This window comes from Pseudoalteromonas sp. Isolate3 (assembly GCF_022398505.1).
In the GTDB taxonomy this organism is placed as follows: domain Bacteria; phylum Pseudomonadota; class Gammaproteobacteria; order Enterobacterales; family Alteromonadaceae; genus Pseudoalteromonas; species Pseudoalteromonas apostichopi.
On record NZ_JAKEVN010000050.1, the window covers coordinates 1 to 18160 of the forward strand.

At 40.7% G+C, this 18160-nt stretch carries 18 protein-coding genes; 6 read left to right on the plus strand and 12 right to left on the minus strand.

Annotated features, from left to right (window positions below):
* Positions 1-254 precede the first annotated feature (254 nt).
* Genes L1D46_RS11315 through L1D46_RS11330 form a run of 4 tightly spaced genes read right to left on the minus strand, consistent with a single transcriptional unit; the run spans position 255 to position 5368 of the window.
* Positions 255-977 carry a cytochrome b/b6 domain-containing protein gene (locus L1D46_RS11315; protein WP_239977570.1) on the minus strand — a complete coding sequence of 241 codons (723 nt, stop codon included), beginning with the start codon at positions 975-977 and terminating at the stop codon, positions 255-257.
* Between the two features lie 31 nt (positions 978-1008).
* Complete coding sequence (locus L1D46_RS11320) at positions 1009-1314, minus strand: DUF3240 family protein (protein ID WP_055022338.1); 306 nt, start codon at positions 1312-1314, stop codon at positions 1009-1011.
* Positions 1307-4375 (minus strand): CusA/CzcA family heavy metal efflux RND transporter, encoded by a 3069-nt coding sequence (locus tag L1D46_RS11325; protein WP_130052593.1) that lies wholly within the window; start codon positions 4373-4375, stop codon positions 1307-1309. Before L1D46_RS11325 ends, L1D46_RS11320 begins: the two co-directional genes overlap by 8 nt.
* Positions 4376-4378: 3 nt before the next feature.
* Positions 4379-5368, minus strand: coding sequence for a hypothetical protein (locus L1D46_RS11330; RefSeq protein WP_130052592.1), 990 nt, complete (start codon positions 5366-5368; stop codon positions 4379-4381).
* Between the two features lie 197 nt (positions 5369-5565).
* Here L1D46_RS11330 and L1D46_RS11335 point away from each other — a divergent pair, with 197 nt between their 5' ends.
* From L1D46_RS11335 to L1D46_RS11360, 5 genes are all read left to right on the plus strand, one after another.
* Positions 5566-6075, plus strand: a complete 510-nt coding sequence (locus L1D46_RS11335; RefSeq protein ID WP_130052591.1) for a LuxR C-terminal-related transcriptional regulator — start codon at positions 5566-5568, stop codon at positions 6073-6075.
* Positions 6076-6357: 282 nt separating this feature from the next.
* Positions 6358-6744, plus strand: coding sequence for an SgcJ/EcaC family oxidoreductase (locus tag L1D46_RS11340; protein ID WP_175580347.1), 387 nt, complete (start codon positions 6358-6360; stop codon positions 6742-6744).
* A 553-nt stretch (positions 6745-7297) separates the two neighbouring features.
* Positions 7298-7684 (plus strand): hypothetical protein, encoded by a 387-nt coding sequence (locus L1D46_RS11345; RefSeq protein ID WP_130052590.1) that lies wholly within the window; start codon positions 7298-7300, stop codon positions 7682-7684.
* 91 nt (positions 7685-7775) lie between these two features.
* Positions 7776-8300, plus strand: coding sequence for a hypothetical protein (locus L1D46_RS11350; protein WP_239977571.1), 525 nt, complete (start codon positions 7776-7778; stop codon positions 8298-8300).
* Between the two features lie 151 nt (positions 8301-8451).
* Entirely contained in the window at positions 8452-8772 is a 321-nt protein-coding gene (locus L1D46_RS11360; protein WP_130052588.1) for a DUF2834 domain-containing protein, read from the plus strand.
* Between the two features lie 104 nt (positions 8773-8876).
* Here the strand turns inward: L1D46_RS11360 and L1D46_RS11365 are convergent, their stop codons facing one another.
* The 7 genes from L1D46_RS11365 to L1D46_RS11395 all read right to left on the minus strand — a co-directional run bounded on the left by L1D46_RS11365 (position 8877) and on the right by L1D46_RS11395 (position 16406).
* Positions 8877-9707, minus strand: coding sequence for a sugar phosphate isomerase/epimerase (locus L1D46_RS11365; RefSeq protein WP_130052587.1), 831 nt, complete (start codon positions 9705-9707; stop codon positions 8877-8879).
* A 68-nt stretch (positions 9708-9775) separates the two neighbouring features.
* Positions 9776-10531, minus strand: coding sequence for a gluconate 2-dehydrogenase subunit 3 family protein (locus L1D46_RS11370; protein WP_130052586.1), 756 nt, complete (start codon positions 10529-10531; stop codon positions 9776-9778).
* A 2-nt stretch (positions 10532-10533) separates the two neighbouring features.
* Positions 10534-12213: a GMC family oxidoreductase gene (locus L1D46_RS11375; protein ID WP_239977572.1), complete on the minus strand. Its 1680-nt coding sequence runs from the start codon at positions 12211-12213 to the stop codon at positions 10534-10536.
* A gap of 1 nt (position 12214) precedes the next feature.
* Positions 12215-12907, minus strand: a complete 693-nt coding sequence (locus L1D46_RS11380) for a DUF1080 domain-containing protein (RefSeq protein ID WP_130052584.1) — start codon at positions 12905-12907, stop codon at positions 12215-12217.
* A gap of 24 nt (positions 12908-12931) precedes the next feature.
* Entirely contained in the window at positions 12932-14152 is a 1221-nt protein-coding gene (locus L1D46_RS11385) for an MFS transporter (RefSeq protein WP_130052583.1), read from the minus strand.
* A gap of 34 nt (positions 14153-14186) precedes the next feature.
* Positions 14187-15239: a sugar phosphate isomerase/epimerase gene (locus L1D46_RS11390; protein WP_130052582.1), complete on the minus strand. Its 1053-nt coding sequence runs from the start codon at positions 15237-15239 to the stop codon at positions 14187-14189.
* Positions 15240-15245: 6 nt separating this feature from the next.
* Positions 15246-16406: a Gfo/Idh/MocA family oxidoreductase gene (locus tag L1D46_RS11395; protein WP_130052581.1), complete on the minus strand. Its 1161-nt coding sequence runs from the start codon at positions 16404-16406 to the stop codon at positions 15246-15248.
* Between the two features lie 162 nt (positions 16407-16568).
* On the opposite strand from L1D46_RS11395, the gene L1D46_RS11400 reads away from it, so the two are divergent.
* Positions 16569-17294 carry an AraC family transcriptional regulator gene (locus tag L1D46_RS11400; RefSeq protein WP_130052580.1) on the plus strand — a complete coding sequence of 242 codons (726 nt, stop codon included), beginning with the start codon at positions 16569-16571 and terminating at the stop codon, positions 17292-17294.
* On the opposite strand, the gene L1D46_RS11405 is transcribed toward L1D46_RS11400, so the two are convergent.
* On the minus strand, positions 17291-18160 hold the full coding sequence (locus L1D46_RS11405) for a BadF/BadG/BcrA/BcrD ATPase family protein (protein WP_130052579.1): 870 nt from the start codon (positions 18158-18160) through the stop codon (positions 17291-17293). The genes L1D46_RS11400 and L1D46_RS11405 overlap by 4 nt on opposite strands.

The following is an 18160-nucleotide window of genomic DNA, read 5'->3' on the forward strand; positions in this document are numbered from 1 at the left end:
ATTAATTGTTATTCTCTAAGTCTAAATAAAAGGCGTCTGGTTGTCAGGAAAAGCAAGTAGTCGAATAAACCAAAGTCTATAGTGATATATGTCGGAAGATCTGCCTTGAGCGACTAGCTGCCATTCGGCATAACTTATCTAGCATTAATTGCCAATTCTCACTAGTAAGCAATCACCCAAAGATTTTAATTCCAAAAAGGAATACCTCAGTTTGCCTTTTGTATTTATAGCCTTAATAAACTAATAGATTTAAATTAAGTTTTGTGATTATTCGATTTTTCGGGTAGAAATTTATAACCATTGATCATTGCTGAAACCAGTCCTGACTTTTCTCTTCGTTCAGCAACGATAACACCTAGTATATGCAATGGTATAAGTATTACTAGGGCATAAAATGCGTATACATGAGCAGTGATGATGGGGGAGCGAAACTCTCTAAGCTGCTTATAACGTTCATCGTCAACATTAACTTTTGAATAAGGCTCGATTACGTCAAGTTGAGTCTCGTCAACCGCAATGCTTTTAGCAAAGTGCTGTCCTAACGGTGGGTAGTAAATATCAGTCCCTGCCAGTATTAAGCCCGTTGCCATTTGAATTGTCATTGCTATCAGCAAAGCTAATACCATGAGCTTTCCTATTGGATTATGGCCTTTGTATACTTGTTTGGGAGAACGTCTGAATTTAGTTAGTTCCTTCTTATACCCTTTCATAAATGGCAGAGTTTGTGACCACATGTCATTCGACGAACCAATAAAACCCATAACCAGCCGAATGATAAGGTTTATGGCAAAAATGTAACCGATAGTAACATGTATGGTTTTAAGCATTATTTTGGCGTCCACCGTTACACCAAGTGTTTTTCCATTAAAGATGATTAAGCCGATCACAATTAGTAAGCTAATTGTGATGACGTTTATCCAGTGCAAAAGCCTGATGCTTTTAGGCCATACATAAGTAAGTGTTCTAGTTTTGTTCATAACATTTCTCCTTTTCCAGAGATTGCGTAACTTATAAATGGCCTGTTTCGGTGATAGTTGTTGTCCAATACCTAATTTTTATGGTTGTGAATAGTAACTTTAGTTCTTCTTTAAGCTTTTCTAATTCACATTGCTCAATAACTACTTCAAACTTCAGCATATCTTTGTAGCCTCTTACTTGTTCCTCTAAGCTAAAAGCACTATGTTTCTTGCTGTAGCCCATGATCGGGAAAATGTTGAAGCCGGATGCTATATCACTCAGCATTAATTGGTCGATAACATCATCCTTGTGCTTCTTAGGGACTATGAAGGTAAAAACTAATGATGAACTAAACATTGCGCTGCTCCAATAAACGATACCAGATTGGTAATAAATAGAGTGTTGTTGCCGTTGAAGTCAGTAAGCCTCCTATAACAACTATAGCAAGCGGTTTTTGTATCTCAGCTCCCGGACCTGAAGCAAACGCTAAAGGCATTAGGCCAAACATTGCTGTGGTCGCGGTCATAAGTACTGGACGCAGCCTTCTTCGAGAGCCATCTACTACACGTTCAGTGATATTAGATATAGTGGTTTTGCTCTGTTCGAAATAACTAACCATAACGATACCATTGAGCACTGCAACACCAAGTAATGCAATAAAGCCAACTGATGCAGGAATTGATAAATATTGTTCAGATATTAGTAACGCAAAAACCCCTCCCATTAAGGCGAATGGGATGTTACAAAGAATCAAACTTGCTAAGGATACAGAGCGAAAAGTTGTAAATAAAATCACAAAAATTAAGATTAAAGCTAAAGGAACAACGATTATTAAGTTCTTCATTGCTCGTTGCTGATTTTCGAACTCACCACCAAAAGTTACGTAATAGCCGCTAGGAAGCGACAACTCAGAGTGAACTTTAGCTTGTAAGTCTTCAACAAAACTTACCACATCTCTGTTTTCAACATTGGTTGTAATTGAGACAAAACGTTTACCTCGTTCTCTTTCGATCAGTAAAGGTTCTTGTTCTACCTTAATGTCAGCGACGCTCTCTAGAGGTAAAATGGTATTATCAGGCATTAAAACAGATACTTGTTTCAAATCATTTATTGAGCCAATCTGACTTGCTTTGTGCTTCGACGAAGCACCGAAAACAATAGGCGTAAATTTATTAACGGTAACTAGTTTAGATATTTGTGAGCCTTCAAGTTGTGGCTTTAGAAAATCAGTTAATGCTTTAGTGGTTAAACCAAATTGATGAGCTATTTCAGGTTTTAATGAAATGCGAATGTATTTTCCACCCTCTATCAATGCTGTTTGTATGTCTTGACTACCAGATACTTGGCTTACTAACACTTTCATTTTTTCAGCGATATTTGCTAATTCTTGGACTTTATCCCCAAAAACTTTTATTGATACATCGCCTGTAGTGCCAGTTAGCATTTCAGTTACCCGCATTTGAATAGGTTGAGTAAAATTCGTGTTCATACCGGGGTAATTTGATAATACGTTGCGTATATCTTCGATTAGCTGTTGCTTGGTATCAAAGCGCCACTCATTTTGAGGCTTCAACTCCATGAATATATCCGTTTCATTTAGGCTCATAGGATCTAGGCCAAGCTCATCTGATCCAGTTCTGGCTACAATTTGAAGTATTTCAGGTACTTGTTTTAGTAGTGCTTTCTCTACTTGGGTATCAATATTTAAAGAGGATTGCAGGGTAATAGATGGCGACTTTTCTAGTTGAACAATGATGTCTCCTTCATCCAACGTAGGCATAAAACTTTTCCCCAAACTTACAAAGGCAAAAATGCTTGTGATCAACACCAAAAAAGCTATCGATGATGCTGATTTAGGTGAATTAATAACGCTTAATAGCGACTTTTTGTACTGTATTTGTAATGATTTGATGAAGCTAGGCTCACTCGCTTCATTTGATTTCAGTATCATTGAAGCTAGCACCGGGATGCAAGTAAACGCTAAAACTAGCGCAGATAACATCGCAAAAACAATCGTCAATGCAACAGGCGTAAACAGCTTCCCTTCTAACCCTGAAAGAGTTAATAGAGGGGAAAAAACAATAACGACAATTAATGTTCCTGATACAGTTGGCACAGAAACTTCTTTACATGCTCTATAAATAACATGCAGCTTAGGAAGTTTGCTGTTTTCTGAAAGCCTATTTACAGTATTTTCAACAACGACAACAGATGAATCAACAAGCATACCAATAGCAATAACTAAGCCTCCTAAACTCATTAAATTTGCTGATATGGAAAAATGGCTCATTAATATAAAAGTGGCAAGAGCTGCCACCGGCAAGGATATAGAGACAATTAGTGCCGCTCTAAAGTTGCCAAGAAATAAGGCTAGCAATATGATAACGAGCACTACAGCTTGAACTAATGCATTTGTGATGGTTTCAATAGCAGTACTAATCAAATTAGATCTGTCATAAAAGACATTGATAGTAGTGCCATTAGGTAGTGAGCGCTCTAGTTCTAAAAGTTTTTCTTTAACTGAACTTACTACTTGGTCGGTATTACTGTTTTTTAGCGCAATAACTAAGCCTTGTACGGCCTCTTCACCATTATGTGTCACTGCACCATAACGTATTAAACTTCCTTCGTTGATTGCTGCAACATCGGCTAACCTGATTATTCCTTGTTGGTTGTTTTTTATAACTAACTGACGTATATCATCAATTTTTTCAAATTGTCCTTGTGTTCGAACAACGAAATTGTCGTTACCTTTGTTTATTCGGCCAAGTCCTCCATTTAAATTGTTAGCTATTACGGCTTGTTCAATATCACTAAAAGAAACGTCTAGTGATTTCATTTTCAAAGTAGTTGGTGTTATTTCATATGTTTTTACATAGCCGCCTAAACTGTTTACATCTGCGACGCCTTCAACTGTTCGAAGAATCGGTCTGATCTGCCAGTCCAAAATATCACGTCGCTGTTGAAGGCTTAAGTTTGGATTATCAACTGTAAACATAAAAATTTCACTTAGAGGCGTACTCATAGGAGCAAGACCACCAGAAATACCCTCTGGGAGTTCAGCCCAAATATTCATCAGCCTTTCATTTACTTGTTGTCTCGCCCAATAAATATCAGTGCCTTCTTCAAAATCAAGTGTAATATCAGTAATAGAATATTTTGTAGTTGAACGAAGAATCTTTTGGGATGGAATACCAAGTAACTCTGTTTCGACAATACGTGTAATTTGAGTTTCTATTTCCGAAGTTGTCATTCCCGGTGCTTTTAAGACAATTTTTACTTGGGTAGGAGAAATGTCGGGAAAAGCATCAATTGGCAAATTAAACCAAGCGTTGACTCCTGCAGCAGTTACGAGCAAAGTCAAAATAGTAATAAAAATTCGTTGAATAAGAGAAAACCTGATTACCGCACTTATCATCGTTTATCCTCCCAGCCCGAGAAATAGACCTTGGGCAATGCTAACGAAGGAGCTAAGTACTTCGGCTTGAGGTGTTAGATTGTCAGATTGAACAATGTAGCTATCATTCTCATTGCCAATAATAATGACCTTAACTAAGTTTATTTCTTGTCCTCGTTTTACTGCAACATAGCTTTTGTTATTGAGTTCGAATAATGACTGGTGAGGGACTTTAATACCTTCAATTAAAACGATAGGTGTTAGTAACAGTTGTTGCCCGAGTTTAAGCTCACACGATGAGTCGAAACTACTCCAGACTGTTTGCTTATAACGGCTGATTGTTTCGTCAACATTTTCTACTTTTAGTATGCAATTATCTTCAGTTTTAAATGAGTTAACATTTTTTGCAGTGCTTGCTAATAGCGAAGATTTTACAAAAACATTATGTGAAGGAATTATTTCAAAAAGGTATGGTGATTGTTCGTTCGTATACTTAAGTTGACCATTAGAAGGACTGATTATAAAAATATCGCCGTTTTTATCGATGGCTAATTGTTGTAGTGCATGGCTTAAGTGTTCAAAACTTAACTTTGCTTGAAGATAGGTTTTGTTGATGTCTAACCATTCAGCACTTTTTATCGTTTTCGAATTTGCATAATTTTTAACAGACTCAAGATGCTTCTTACTTTTTAAAAATATTGATTTACTGGCATCTATTTCTTCTAAGAAGTGATGTACTTCTGGCCCTTCTATTCTAGCTACTTTTTGTCCTTTACTTACCTTAACACCCGGATTGTATAAAAAAGATATTTGTTGCGGTGTAAAAGGCAGTTGTACTTTGAAACTGGATTTAGGTTTAAAGGATACCTCTCCAAGCACTTGCTCTATCTCCATACTGTCAACCTGATGTACGGTTTTGAACTGATGTTTAAAGCTTCCCAATTGTGAAATGGCGATCACTGAATTGGTGACTTGTTCAGCTTGAGTTTGCATGCTTAAAACGGTTAAAAACATTGACGCTATTAATGAGAATAATCGATATGAGGTTGCTATCATTTGTTACTGACTCTTGTTAGGCTAACCGCGATAGTTGCCTTGTTTTGTTTTTAAGTGAACTTATCCTACAAATAATGTGTAGTTTTTACGTCAGGCATGTGTTGTAAATTCATAAGACAAATGTCCCATAAACTTTTTAACTGGTTGATTTTTAGATGAAAGATAAAGCGATAGCAGTGCTTCTAGCTATAATAATGGTACTCAATTTTTTTGATGTAATTACTGATATTTCTTTAGGTGTTCCGACTTGGCATATTGTCGAAGAAAGTTTGATTGTTTTAGCTTCAGCGATTGGTTTTGTTTTTTTGGTTCGAGATATTTCAAACCGCACAAAGCGTATTAATCAGTTGAAAAGTGAATTAGATAAATCGGGCATTCAACTAAAAAATATTTCGGAAGAAATGAAGCTCGCTCGTATAAAATACAGTGAAGTCATAAATGAACAGTTTAATCAGTGGGGACTGACAAAAAGTGAACAAGAAGTTGCTATGTTGATGCTGAAGGGATTGAGTTTTAGAGAAATTAGTGGTGTAAGAGATACTAAAGAAAAAACAGTTCGTCAGCAGGCTTCTAGTATATATGTCAAAGCGGATGTAGAGGGTCGACATGAGTTTTCAGCTTGGTTTTTAGAAGACTTCATGGAGCCAGACAGTACAATAGAGTAGTCATCCTTTATCTTGCCTACTATCACTAGGAGATTAGCTCTTTAAAGCGTATGTAAGGGTGAATACTTTAAAAAAGCATGGTCTTTACTGTAAATAAATGATGGTCCGCTATTAACACAGAGCGCTCTTTCGGCACTAACGCATAATTGTCCAATTTCAAGTCAGAGTTTGCATTGATAATTTTTTACGTAAACAGTCATTGACCTATGTTTTTTAATGGTAAATTATGATATTTCAATAAATATCACACTCAACTGTTACATTATTAATTTTGGAGAAATCATGGCTCATCCGATAGTTGAACAAATCAGAAAAGCCGATAATGCAATTGTTGCCGAAGACTTCGATACACTTCTTAATATCTATACAGATGACGCCATTTTAGTTATTGAGCCTGGTAAAAATGCAAAGGGTAAAGCTGCTATACGTAAGGCTTTTGAAGCAATTTCTGTATATTTCAAAAATGGGTTGCAAGTAAAACAACAAGGTTTAGAAGTTCTTGAAACCGAAGATACTGCTTTAGTTTTAGCAAATACAGTTGTGTCAGCACCTAATTACCCAGAAGTAATCCGAAAAGCGACATATGTTTTTACCAAAAGCTCAGAGGGTGTTTGGTTGTGTTCAATCGATAATTCGTATGGTCATGAAATCATTGTAAAGTGTGAATAACAACTATGGAGTCACTTTTATATCTGTAATTGTGTATGGCAAATACGATGCCACCCCCAAAATGAGCTGGCTAATTAGTTAACCGCCTTACGGCGATAGATGATTTTTTGTGTATTTTTAACCCATAACTCTAAATAGATTAATTGAGGTAACCTATTTGGAGTCATGGATAAGTGTGCAAGTCATTATCAAACAAGTCTTTGCCCATTTCGCGTTAACGCAAATACTCTAAGGGTGTCTTTGAGCKATCAGRTACAGTSTTATTCATYTAATRMTATTGGCTCTACTCCATAAAACTGATATTCCACTAACTTTATGTCATCACCAATACAAATGACTGTTTTAATATACCGTTCAGTTTTGTGCTCCCATATTCAAGAAAATGAGTGACGAGCGCACTTTCTTTTTACTGAATCTCTTTAGCTTCAATAAAAAATTATAGTTGGCAATACATTATGTTATTTGTTAAGAATAGATTTATTAATACATGAGCGTGACATCGGCAGAAAGATGCGCGAAGCGCGCACGATAAAATTGTTAGGGCGAAGGACCTATGAGCTTCGAACAAGAATTCCAAGAGTGGCTTGTGGATGCGCTGCCAGAGAAAGTACCAGAAGGTGTGGTCGCTTTCTCGTTTAATTTGTACGAGCCGGCTCTACGGGATGGAGTCAAATTCGGAGTGGAAGTTGTCGGTACCTCAGAGTTCGACCCAGAGGATGAAGATTGGGCTTGTGAGGAAGTATGGGAGCCGCAGGAAAGGCAGTTATTTATTCCTATCGAGTTTTCCGGAACTGATTGGGCAAAATGTCAGGATCGATTAAAGGAGCTTCTCTTGCAGTTACTGCTATCGGAACATCGATTGTCCTCTGTGCTTAAATCAACTCGAGGGATAGGGGTGGGCTTCGTAGATGGATCACTCGATATCGTCTGGCAGCCCTAATAAGGCCAGGCACGGCGACGGCTTTTCCGTTGCGGCTCAGCCTTCACTGCAAAGCCGCGCGTGCTGGCGGCGTTAGCCAACTGGAGGTAATTTGAAGTTTCAAGTTAGATACAACCCACATTCAGACCTGGCGAATTTAGCTCAATATCAACTTGATTGCATTGAGACGAAAAGTAGTTCTGGTCATTCCAATGGTATCAGTATGGATATGCAAGCATGTTTAATCTCACATGCATTTCTGGCTGAGGCGTTAATAAATATGGCGGGTTTTGGCTTACTCCGAGAAAGTTTCAAGGAAAAGAAACCGTATCATTGGAAACGAAAAAAAGTTTTCTCGATTTTAAATGTCGAGCATATCGAAGGGTTATATGAAGTCCTTGATGCACTTCAAGAAGCAAGAAATAGTTTGGCACATGCAAAGCCCGACAGGTATGAATACGATCTGGGTGACAGTGAGGACGAATTTGCAGTGTTTAAGCGACCTTATGATGAACTCTTGACGATTGAATTTCTTAAGCATGCAAACTCAACTCTCGATGAGCTGTGGTATGCAATGGGAAATAACGAGGACATAGAGGGCTACGGGTTAATTACCTCTGCGGTAGAAGTTGGCTAACAAATTGTTCAAGAGTGATTCGGCACGCGTGGCATTTTTACTATGCGTTGGTTTTAGTGGTTAAGGTAGTATGCGGAAGCATTGGTATAGCGTGCATCACACCTTAACAAGGCGTTAGGGCTTACTACGAAAAATTTGCAAGGGTGGCGAAATGATAAGGTTCTATCTGGTTCTTACTTTGTTGGGAATATTGCTACCATACGGGGCGTTTGTTCCTTGGCTAGTTAGCAATGGCTTAGATATTGGTCTTTTGTTCAGTGAAGCGGTGGCAACCCCAATTAGTATTTTTGCTTGGCTTGATGTCTTGGTTGCGGCGATTGCTCTATTAGGTTTTATCGTGGTGGATGGCAAAAGACATAAAGTGAAGTATCGATATTTTGCAGTGTTGGGAACTTTGTCAGTTGGTGTATCGTTTGGGTTGCCACTGTATCTTTACTTGAAAGAAAAGCAGTCGCTCCAACCGCAGCCCTAACAAACGCTTCTGTCCAAAAACAAGGTAATGCTTTTCTTACTCATCCAATCTAAATCTCAGTCATGAGCTCACTTGTTTAAAGCGAGCTCATTTCTACAATAACATTACAAACCAAGTAAAATCTTATCTAAGTTTTGTTTTGATTTAGCAACGCTTTGTAGCGGCGTTAATCCACGTGGGTATTCTTCTTGCTCAAGTACTAACCACTTGGTGTTGCCGTGGGATTCTAAAGTGTCGATGATGGCAGGCCAATCAATGTTGTTTTCGCCGATAATCGGGCTCATGTTGCTACCCTCAATCGTACGTACTTTGATGTGCGTAGCGAGAGTGCGGTTAGGGTACTTTTTAATGAAGTAAATTGGATCTTTAGCTGCGTAATTAACCCAGCCGATATCTAGCTGCAGTGGCATGGTTTTGGGGGTATGACTGGCAATATAATCCCAAAATGTTGCGTTATTGAATGCATTAAACTCTTTATTATGATTGTGAAAACCGATCTTCATATCAAAACGGATTGCATAATCACTGACTTTAGTGAGCTCTTTAACCAGAGATTTAACTCCTTCTGGGTGCCATGCTCGCTCATCCCACGGTACATAAAGTGTGGTAACGCCAAGGGTTTTGTAAAACAGTAGGGTGCTATCAATAGTGCTTTCGCTGAGTGCATCAAAGCCGATGTGGGCACTACTGGCAACTAAGCCTAATTCAGTGAGCTTTGCTTTTAAGGCTGCTGGGTTATTTGAGTAAGGGCCAAAATCTCCGGCAAATTCAACGCCGTCAAACCCCATTTTGGCAAGAGACTTAAGCGTACCATGGAAGTCATTTTTTAAGGTGTCTTTGACTGACCATAGCTGAACACTTACTGGCAGTTTTGCAAATAATTGACCACTAAATACAAGGCTAAGAATGAGCAATAAAATGCGGGTTTTAAACATACTTAAATCCTAAAAAAAGCAGGGGAGTGACCCCCTGCACTGTGTTAAAAATAACACAAGGGGGAAAGTTAATCGGTATAGGCGTACTCGCTCAGACCAAGCTCTGCTAAGACCTGATCTAAATGAGCTTTTGCTTCATCAGAAGGGCCAGGATAATCACCCGCAATTGGTACATTGCCGAGGTAACCTATGTCTTTACAGCCTTCAGGTGTACAGAAAAAGGCTGCGAGCACTAACTCTTTAAAGCGTAAAAAGGCTTTACCAATACGCTTAAACTGCGCCGGTGTTTGCTCGTTTAAAAACGCAATATCGTCTAGAATCGCACGATGTTGCTTTTCGTTCAGCGCAACAAATTGCTTTTTAAAACGAAGCTGTGCTTCATCGTTAAGCCACGCTAATGAATTTAAAATTTTAATTCTATCGCGTTGTTGGCCTTCATAAGGTGCGCTAACCCATTCATTAATAACTGCCGGTACTTGTAGCTCACTGGCTGAAGGAATATCACCTTCGCGCGGTACAATGTAATCAGATAATAGCGCTACTAACGTAAGTTCGTCAGCCGTTAAGGTCAGTGGCCAAGGTGATTCTGGTGGCATCACCAAATTAGGATCTTGGCCATAGCCTTTCGCGGTGACAGGCTTAATATCTAAATCAGGCCAATGCTCTTTTGCAGAGACAGCACCGTCATCTTCAAGTGCTTTTGTGCAACCAGCGGTTAAACCCACTGCCGAGCCTGCAGCTAATAAGCCAAGCCATTTTAAAGACTCACGGCGGCTCATGTTAGAAACATAGTTATATGAGTCGTGTTCGTTACGATGATGCATAATTAAAGTACCCCGTTATCAAGTTGTTGAGCAAGCCAAGTTGAATTACGCATTGCCAGCGTCATGATGGTGAGCGTACAGTTTTTATGAGGATTTGAAGCAAATACACCGGCATCCATTACAAATAGGTTATTACAATCCCACGTTTGTCCCCATTGATTGGTGACCGAATCTTTCTTTGAGCTACCCATTCGTGTGGTTCCCACTTCGTGGATGATTTCGCCGCCTTTTGAAATTGCTTTTTCAGCAGGAGGGAGATCGCCAACGGTCGCACCCATGTTTTCTAAAATTTGCTTCGCAGTTTTTAAACCATGTTCAATTTGCTTTAACTCTCTGTCAGACCACTTAAAGTGGAACTTTGATACCGGAATACCCCATTTGTCTTTAACCTTTTCGTCAATTTCCATATAGGTATCTTTGTTCGGTAACATCTCGCCACGCAGAGCAAAGCCAACGTAAGAGCCATATGCATCACGAATTTGTTGTTTGAGGGCAGGACCATAGCCTTGTTTATCACCCGATACACCCGAGCCTGGTTGTCTAAAGCCACCGCCAATTTCAAAGTGATAACCTCGTGGAAAGTCTAGCTCATTGTTAGCTTGTGCTTGATGACCCCACCAAGGAATAAATAAGTGATTAGCGGTATGGCCATCTTCGTTATAACGTGGACGGCCTTTAAGTGCAGGAATTTGTGCACCTAACCATGCACCTGTCGAATCCATTAAGTTTCGACCTACTTGGCCACTTGAATTAGCAAGGCCTTTAGGGTGCTTTTTATTTTTTGAGTTTAATAAGATACGCGCTGATTCACAGGCACTGGCTGCTAAGATAACCACATCTGCATCAATGGCATGCTCAGTGACCGTATGTTTATCAACATAGGTTACGCCAGTTACTTTACCTTGCTCATCAACCTTGACTGATTTAACCATGGCATCGGTAATTACTTTTAAGTTACCCGTAGCTTTTGCCATAGGTAGAAGCGATGTTGTGGTTTGGAAAGCGGCGCCAATCGAGCAACCAGAACCACAAGGTGTTGCATAAAAACAGGCCATGCGGTCATCTTTCGGGCGGGTTAGTACCGCGCGGTGCATAGGCACTGCTTGAATGCCCATTTTCTTTGCAGAGGCGGCAATTAAAAGCTCAGGAACACGCGGCTTCGGTGGTGGCTGTAAAATACCTGGCGATGAATCTGGCATATCTTCATGGCCAGTATTGGTACCACACACACCAACAAGCTCTTCTGTTTTATCGTACCAAGGTGCTAAATCAGCGTATTCAAAAGGCCAATCAGCACCGTGACCATCACGGCTTTTACCTTTAAAATCGTGCTCACTAAAGCGTAATGAATAGCGGCCCCAGTGGTTAGTTCGACCACCTAGCATACGTGCACGCCACCAGTAAAAGTCACTGCCTTTAGCGCTAGTATAAGGTTCGTCAGGCACTTGCCAGCCGCCATCAACGGTTGCATCGTAAAAGCCAAAGTTTTTGTCTTTATTACCAGCCCCCATAAGTGGGGCTTCGTTGTTACGGCGAAACATCGGGCTTTCTGTTTTCGGGTCATAATTACGACCGGCTTCAAGTAATAAGACTTTGTGGCCAAGTTTGGTCAGCGTGTAAGCAGCCATGGCACCGCCAGCACCAGAGCCAACTACTAATACCTTATGTTTAAAATCAGACATCTTATAGCTCCTTAATTTTTATATTTTTAAACCACACTTTGTCACCGTGGTCTTGAAGCCCAATATGACCTTGCGATGCTGTTGCAAAGTTTTTCCAGGTTGCAAACTTACTGCCTTTAACAAGGGTATTCCAGGTTGTACTACCAATCACAATGCTGGTGGTGCTGATACCGTTTTGCCAAACTTGTAAGTGGTTGTCTTGCATCTTAATGCGTACATGGTTCCAGCTATTTGCAGGTTTGTGTGCCGCAGTTGGCGCTGCAAATAAATCGTAAATTGAACCCGCTAAGTGCGAATCAATTTCAGTATCTGGGTGTTCTTCGTTATCGATAATTTGAATTTCAGGAGCATGTGAGTAAATCATCTGCCCAGTTTCATCAGCCAGTACGAAAATACCACTATTACCCTTGGTAGAGATTTTCCAATCAATCAGTAATTCAAAATTTTGGTACTGCTTTTTGGTAAGCACATCACCGCCACCTTTGGTCAATGTCATCGCGCCATCTTCAACAACCCACGCAGGATTTAAAGATTCGCTTTTAAAATTGCGCCACTGCGACATATCTTTGCCATCAAACAATAACTGCCAGCCAGCTTGCTTTTCTTGTTGTGTAAGCTGATTGTCAGCCGCATTAGCGAGTGCACAGCTACTAACGGTAAGCATTAAAGTCAGTGCTTTAAGAGATTTAAACATAGTGTTCCTCGACGATTTACTTGCTTAAGACGCACATTTTTCGGTGCGTTTGTTGTTATTAACTACTAAATGCAACCCAATGAATGCGACGATTAAAATAATTGGGAAGATCAGTAGGTTTTGTAATACAGCCTGTCCGGCTAAAATTTCAATTTGTTCAGCACTTGCACCACTTGCCTCTGCCGATGAGCGGGCAGTGTCTATCCAACTACCAATTACTGGGTTCCAGATGCTCATAGCAAACATGCCTGCACCGCCCATTAACGACATACCCAATGCGCCAGATTTGGGAATGTATTCAGCAACGCAGCCAAGCATGGTTGGCCAAAAGTAGGTAACGCCAAGTGCAAATAGCATCGCTGCCAGATAAATCATGCTGCCCTCGGCTTGACTCATCATAAAGATCCCTAAGCTTGCACAAATGGCAGAACCAAGTAACACACCAGTAGGATTAAGCTTATGAACAATTGGACCCGCAAAGAAGCGACCAACTGCCATTAAGCCGGTGATTAAAGCTAATACCACCATAGGAGAAGCCCCAGAAGAACCTAAAATTCGCTCAATCCATTGTTGCGTTCCAAACTCAGTGGTTGCAGTGAACGTCATACAGGCAATTAAAAAGATGTATAACGGCGTGAATAAGTGGCGAATATTGCTGGTGGTCGAGTGAGCACGGGTATCAAAGCTAGGAAACTGAGCTTTAATTAGCATCGCGCCATAAATAACGGTTGGAACTAAAATTAATGCTACTTGCCACTGCCAATTTAGGCCCGCTCCCGACATAAAGTTAGAAGCAAGTGCGCCAATCACAATGCCACCTGGGAACCAAACATGAAAACGGTTTAGCATGGTAGTGGTATTTTTAGGATACATTTCTGCAATCAGCGGATTACAGCCCGCTTCAACAGAACCGTTAGCAAAACCAATCAAAAAGGTAGAAACTAACAAGCCCCAAAAGCCATCGGCAGTTATAGTCAAAACCAGACCAAGTAAATGACAGATAAACGCTAAAGCGACTAATTTCTTAGCGCCAATGGCATTATAAATAATACCGCCGACCATAGTCGCAACCGGAAAGCCCAAAAATGCCATGGCATTCACCCAACCAAGTTCGGTGTCTGTTAAACCAAATTCACTGCCAAGTTGACCTAAAATACCAGCACGGATGGCAAAGGTCATAGAGGTCACAATCAGTGCTATACAGCAAAGCCGAAAGACTATGCGGTTATAATTATTGTTGTCCATATTGTGTGTCCTGTGTGTTCTATTGTTGTCGGTTTTATAAACCTAAAATTCGATTATTACGCTCGGTGTTTGTTGCGCCACTGGCAAAATCGTCAAAGGCTTTGTCTGTTGGGTTTATTAAGTGAGCTTTAATAAACTCAGCACCTTCTCTTGCTCCATCTTCAGGGTGCTTTAAGCAGCACTCCCATTCAAGTACAGCCCAACCATCAAACCCATATTGAGTTAACTTGCTAAAGATTTGCTTAAAATCTACTTGGCCATCTCCTAAAGAACGAAAACGACCCGGTCGGTCCTGCCAGTTTTGAAAACCGCCATATACCCCAGAGCGGCCATTCGCAATAAACTCGGCATCTTTGACATGAAACGCTTTAATGCGCGAATGATAGATATCGATAAACGCTAAATAGTCGAGCTGTTGCAATACGAAGTGGCTCGGATCATAAAGAATATTAACGCGCGGATGATTATCAGTAGCCGCTAAAAAGCGCTCAAATGTCACGCCATCATGTAAGTCTTCACCCGGATGTAATTCATAACAGACATCGACACCATGCTCGTCAAAGCAATCTAAAATAGGTAACCAACGCTTAGCAAGCTCATTAAAACCTTGCTCAACGAGTCCTTGTGGGCGTTGTGGCCACGGGTAAAAGGTATGCCATAAAAAAGAACCCGAAAAAGTCGCATGAGTTGTTAACCCCAGGTTCTTACTGGCTTTAGCAGCTAGCATCAGTTGCTCTGTTGCCCATTCTGTACGTGCTGCAGGGTTACCTTTTACATGCTCTGCGGCAAAGTTATCGAACATTTCATCGTACGCAGGGTGTACAGCAATTAACTGACCTTGCAAATGGGTTGATAACTCTGAAATTGTAAGTCCATACTCTGTGGCAATACCAGTGACTTCATCGCAGTATTGCTGACTTTGGGCGGCTTTTTCTAAATCGAAAATTTCAGGGTTAGAGGTAGGTACTTGAATCGCTTTGTAACCTAAACCGCTTGCCCACTTACATAAGCCACGAAGGCTGTTAAAGGGGGCTTCTTTAGAAATAAACTGCGCCAAAAAAATTGCTGGCCCTTTGATTTTATTCATTCTTTATTATCCAATCTGTAATTTGTGCCACTTAATGTCTTGCTTTGATGAAGCAACTACGTGCTCAATAAATGCCATACCACGTATAGCTTCATTGATGCCAGGCACATCAAATGCTGAGTTTGTTGCATGGTCGCCTTGTTTAAATGCGTGAATTTGTGCTGCAAAATTGCTGTAGATATTAGCAAATGCTTCTAGGTAGCCTTCAGGGTGACCTGCAGGGGCTCGCAGTGCGTTTTGTGTGTCAGGGTGTAATTCACCCACACCCGCTCGCAGTAAAATAGAGGGTTGGTTGTGACCACGCAGCCATAAACTATTAGGCTCAAGCTGTGACCATTCAAGGCTTGCCTTGTCGCCGTAAATACGTAGCCGTAAGTTGTTTTCATCGCCAATAGCGATTTGGCTTGCTAGTAAAACGCCTTTACAACCATTATTGAATCTAAGTAGCACGGTGCCATCATCATCGAGAACTCGACCATCAACGACATGATCTAAATCAGCACAAAGCTCTGTAATTTCAAGGTCAGATACATATTCGGCTAAGTTAGCTGCATGCACGCCAATATCGCCCATACAGCAGCTAATGCCTGACTTACTGGTATCTAAGCGCCAACTTGCTTGTTTTGATGCTTCGTCTTCACTATGAGATAACCAGCCTTGGGTGTACTCAACAATCACCTTGCGAATCGTGCCAAGCTCACCGGATTTAACGCGATGTTTGGCTTCTTTTACCATAGGGTAACCCGTGTAAGTGTGGGTTAAACCGTACAAAACGTGCTGCTTTGCAATGATGGCTTGTAATTGCTCTGCTTCTGCAAGTGTTAGCGTTGCCGGTTTGTCTGATAACACATGAAAACCATGTTCAAGTGCCATTTTGGCGACGGGAAAATGTAAATGGTTGGGTGTTACAATAGCTACAAAGTCGATACGCTCATCAGCGGGTAATTTTGCTTCTTCGGTAAATAAGCTTTGGTAACTGTCGTAGCAACGACTGTTATCTAGCCCTAGTAACTCGCCAGTTGCTTTACACTTATTAGCATCTGAACTAAATGCGCCTGCAACAAGCTCTATCATCCCGTCTAATCGTGCTGCAATACGATGAATAGCGCCAATGAAAGCACCTTCGCCACCGCCAACCATCGCCATGCGGATCTTAGCTTTGCTCATCTTAAGCGCTCCTAATTTAAATAGCGTTAGCTACTGTTAATCTCATGTTATTGATAATAGGAAAGCTTGAGCAATAAGTGATAATAAAAATTCGGTTGACAATGCAACAAAATCGGCGTTTAAAATATATAGCATTATTCGGGAAAGAGACAAAATTGAGCGATGGATATACAAGAAATAATAAAAAAAGCTGGTGTAAATCAGTTGATTGCTGCATTTGACTTATTGCCAGATATTCTCTTTTGGGTAAAAGACACTGATAGTAGAATCTTGCATTGTAATCAACATTTTATTGAGCATCAGGGTTATAAAACACTTGAGCAAATATTGTTAAAAACAGACTTTGACTTTTCCCCAAAACACTTGGCGTTTCAATACGTCAATGATGATAAGCGAGTGATGGAAGGCTTCATAGTGACTGACCGTTTAGAACTTAATCAAACCCAACAAGGTGAGCTTGGTTGGTTTTCAACATCAAAGCATGCTTTAAAAGATCACGATGACAATGTGATTGGCACCTACGGGGTGACTCGGCACTTACAAAAAACCTCAAAAGCGCTTTCTCATGTTCGTGCGATTGAAGAGCCAGTAAAATTTATTCGCGAGCACTATCATCGTCAGATTAGTATTGATGAATTGGCAGAGCTTGCACATTTGTCAGTAAGTGCCTTAGAACGTCGCTTTAAAAAGCATTTGGCAAAAACTCCTAATCAGTTTATCAACGAAGTCCGTCTCGAAAATGCCCGCAAGCTACTGATTGAAACACAGCTACCCATTTCACAAGTTGCTTATCAATGCGGATTTTCCGAACCAAGTTACTTCAGCAAACAATTTCGGCGTTTGTTTGGTGAAATTCCATCACAAATGCGCTCACAACTCGGTGATTAAATTGCCGCTCTCGCCATTAAAATAGCCCCTTGCTCAGCACTGGCAAGGGCAGGGGTTAAACGCGCTTTACTAGCATAAGTTAAGTAAGGGGTAATGGCACTGGCAATACCGCCCATCAAGGTAATTTTTTTAATGCCTTGCTTTTCAAAGTATGAGATATAGCGGGCTATGTATGCACAAGCTTCATTGATTAATTGCTTACAAAAAGCGTCGTCAGAATGGCTAAAAACGAGGGGCGCAAATTTAGCGAGCTCAGCAGGGCGCGCCGATATTAAAAGCTGACTTAACGCTTGGCTGGAGTGGCAGTTAAGCTGGGTGAGTAGGGTATCTATGGCCGTTGAACTTTTCGCAACACCATCAAGTACTTCAAATGCTTTACGGCAAAGTTGTAAGCCTAACCAACCACCACTGGCACCATCGCTCAGTAATAAACCATATCCACCCAATTCGTTAAATTGGTTTTGCTGCTGGTAGCCTGCACAAAAGCCCGTACCAAGAATAATCACCGCGCCATCATGGTGTTGGTGTGCGCCTTTACACGCAATCAGCATATCTGTTGACAGGGTAAAGTTGGCAAATGGATGTTGCCACATGAGCATAGATTGATAGGCAGATTCGATATTGGCACCAGCAAGCCCGGCATGCACATAGGTATTTTTCAGCTCGCTTAAGGCAAGCCCAGCATCATGAAAAGCAAGTTCTGTAGCATGGAGTATTGAACTTTGACTTTGTTTATAGCTGGTAGCCACGTTTGCTGAGCCACTGATAGCTTCGCTAAGTAGGGTGCCATTTTCGTTTTCTAAACGCACCTTACATTTACTGCCACCGCCATCAATACCTAAAAAATAAATTGCTTTGCTTGCCAT

What these genes read in the sequence shown, in the direction of transcription:
- L1D46_RS11360 (WP_130052588.1), top strand. Translation starts at nt 8,452, where the DNA reads ATGATAAGGTTCTATCTGGTTCTTACTTTGTTGGGAATATTGCTACCA.
- L1D46_RS11395 (WP_130052581.1), bottom strand. Translation starts at nt 16,406, where the DNA reads ATGAGCAAAGCTAAGATCCGCATGGCGATGGTTGGCGGTGGCGAAGGT.
- L1D46_RS11390 (WP_130052582.1), bottom strand. Translation starts at nt 15,239, where the DNA reads ATGAATAAAATCAAAGGGCCAGCAATTTTTTTGGCGCAGTTTATTTCT.
- L1D46_RS11315 (WP_239977570.1), bottom strand. Translation starts at nt 977, where the DNA reads ATGAACAAAACTAGAACACTTACTTATGTATGGCCTAAAAGCATCAGG.
- L1D46_RS11340 (WP_175580347.1), top strand. Translation starts at nt 6,358, where the DNA reads ATGGCTCATCCGATAGTTGAACAAATCAGAAAAGCCGATAATGCAATT.
- L1D46_RS11335 (WP_130052591.1), top strand. Translation starts at nt 5,566, where the DNA reads ATGAAAGATAAAGCGATAGCAGTGCTTCTAGCTATAATAATGGTACTC.
- L1D46_RS11380 (WP_130052584.1), bottom strand. Translation starts at nt 12,907, where the DNA reads ATGTTTAAATCTCTTAAAGCACTGACTTTAATGCTTACCGTTAGTAGC.
- L1D46_RS11320 (WP_055022338.1), bottom strand. Translation starts at nt 1,314, where the DNA reads ATGTTTAGTTCATCATTAGTTTTTACCTTCATAGTCCCTAAGAAGCAC.
- L1D46_RS11325 (WP_130052593.1), bottom strand. Translation starts at nt 4,375, where the DNA reads ATGATAAGTGCGGTAATCAGGTTTTCTCTTATTCAACGAATTTTTATT.
- L1D46_RS11370 (WP_130052586.1), bottom strand. Translation starts at nt 10,531, where the DNA reads ATGCATCATCGTAACGAACACGACTCATATAACTATGTTTCTAACATG.
- L1D46_RS11405 (WP_130052579.1), bottom strand. Translation starts at nt 18,160, where the DNA reads ATGGCAAGCAAAGCAATTTATTTTTTAGGTATTGATGGCGGTGGCAGT.
- L1D46_RS11385 (WP_130052583.1), bottom strand. Translation starts at nt 14,152, where the DNA reads ATGGACAACAATAATTATAACCGCATAGTCTTTCGGCTTTGCTGTATA.
- L1D46_RS11345 (WP_130052590.1), top strand. Translation starts at nt 7,298, where the DNA reads ATGAGCTTCGAACAAGAATTCCAAGAGTGGCTTGTGGATGCGCTGCCA.
- L1D46_RS11330 (WP_130052592.1), bottom strand. Translation starts at nt 5,368, where the DNA reads ATGTTTTTAACCGTTTTAAGCATGCAAACTCAAGCTGAACAAGTCACC.
- L1D46_RS11365 (WP_130052587.1), bottom strand. Translation starts at nt 9,707, where the DNA reads ATGTTTAAAACCCGCATTTTATTGCTCATTCTTAGCCTTGTATTTAGT.
- L1D46_RS11375 (WP_239977572.1), bottom strand. Translation starts at nt 12,213, where the DNA reads ATGTCTGATTTTAAACATAAGGTATTAGTAGTTGGCTCTGGTGCTGGC.
- L1D46_RS11400 (WP_130052580.1), top strand. Translation starts at nt 16,569, where the DNA reads ATGGATATACAAGAAATAATAAAAAAAGCTGGTGTAAATCAGTTGATT.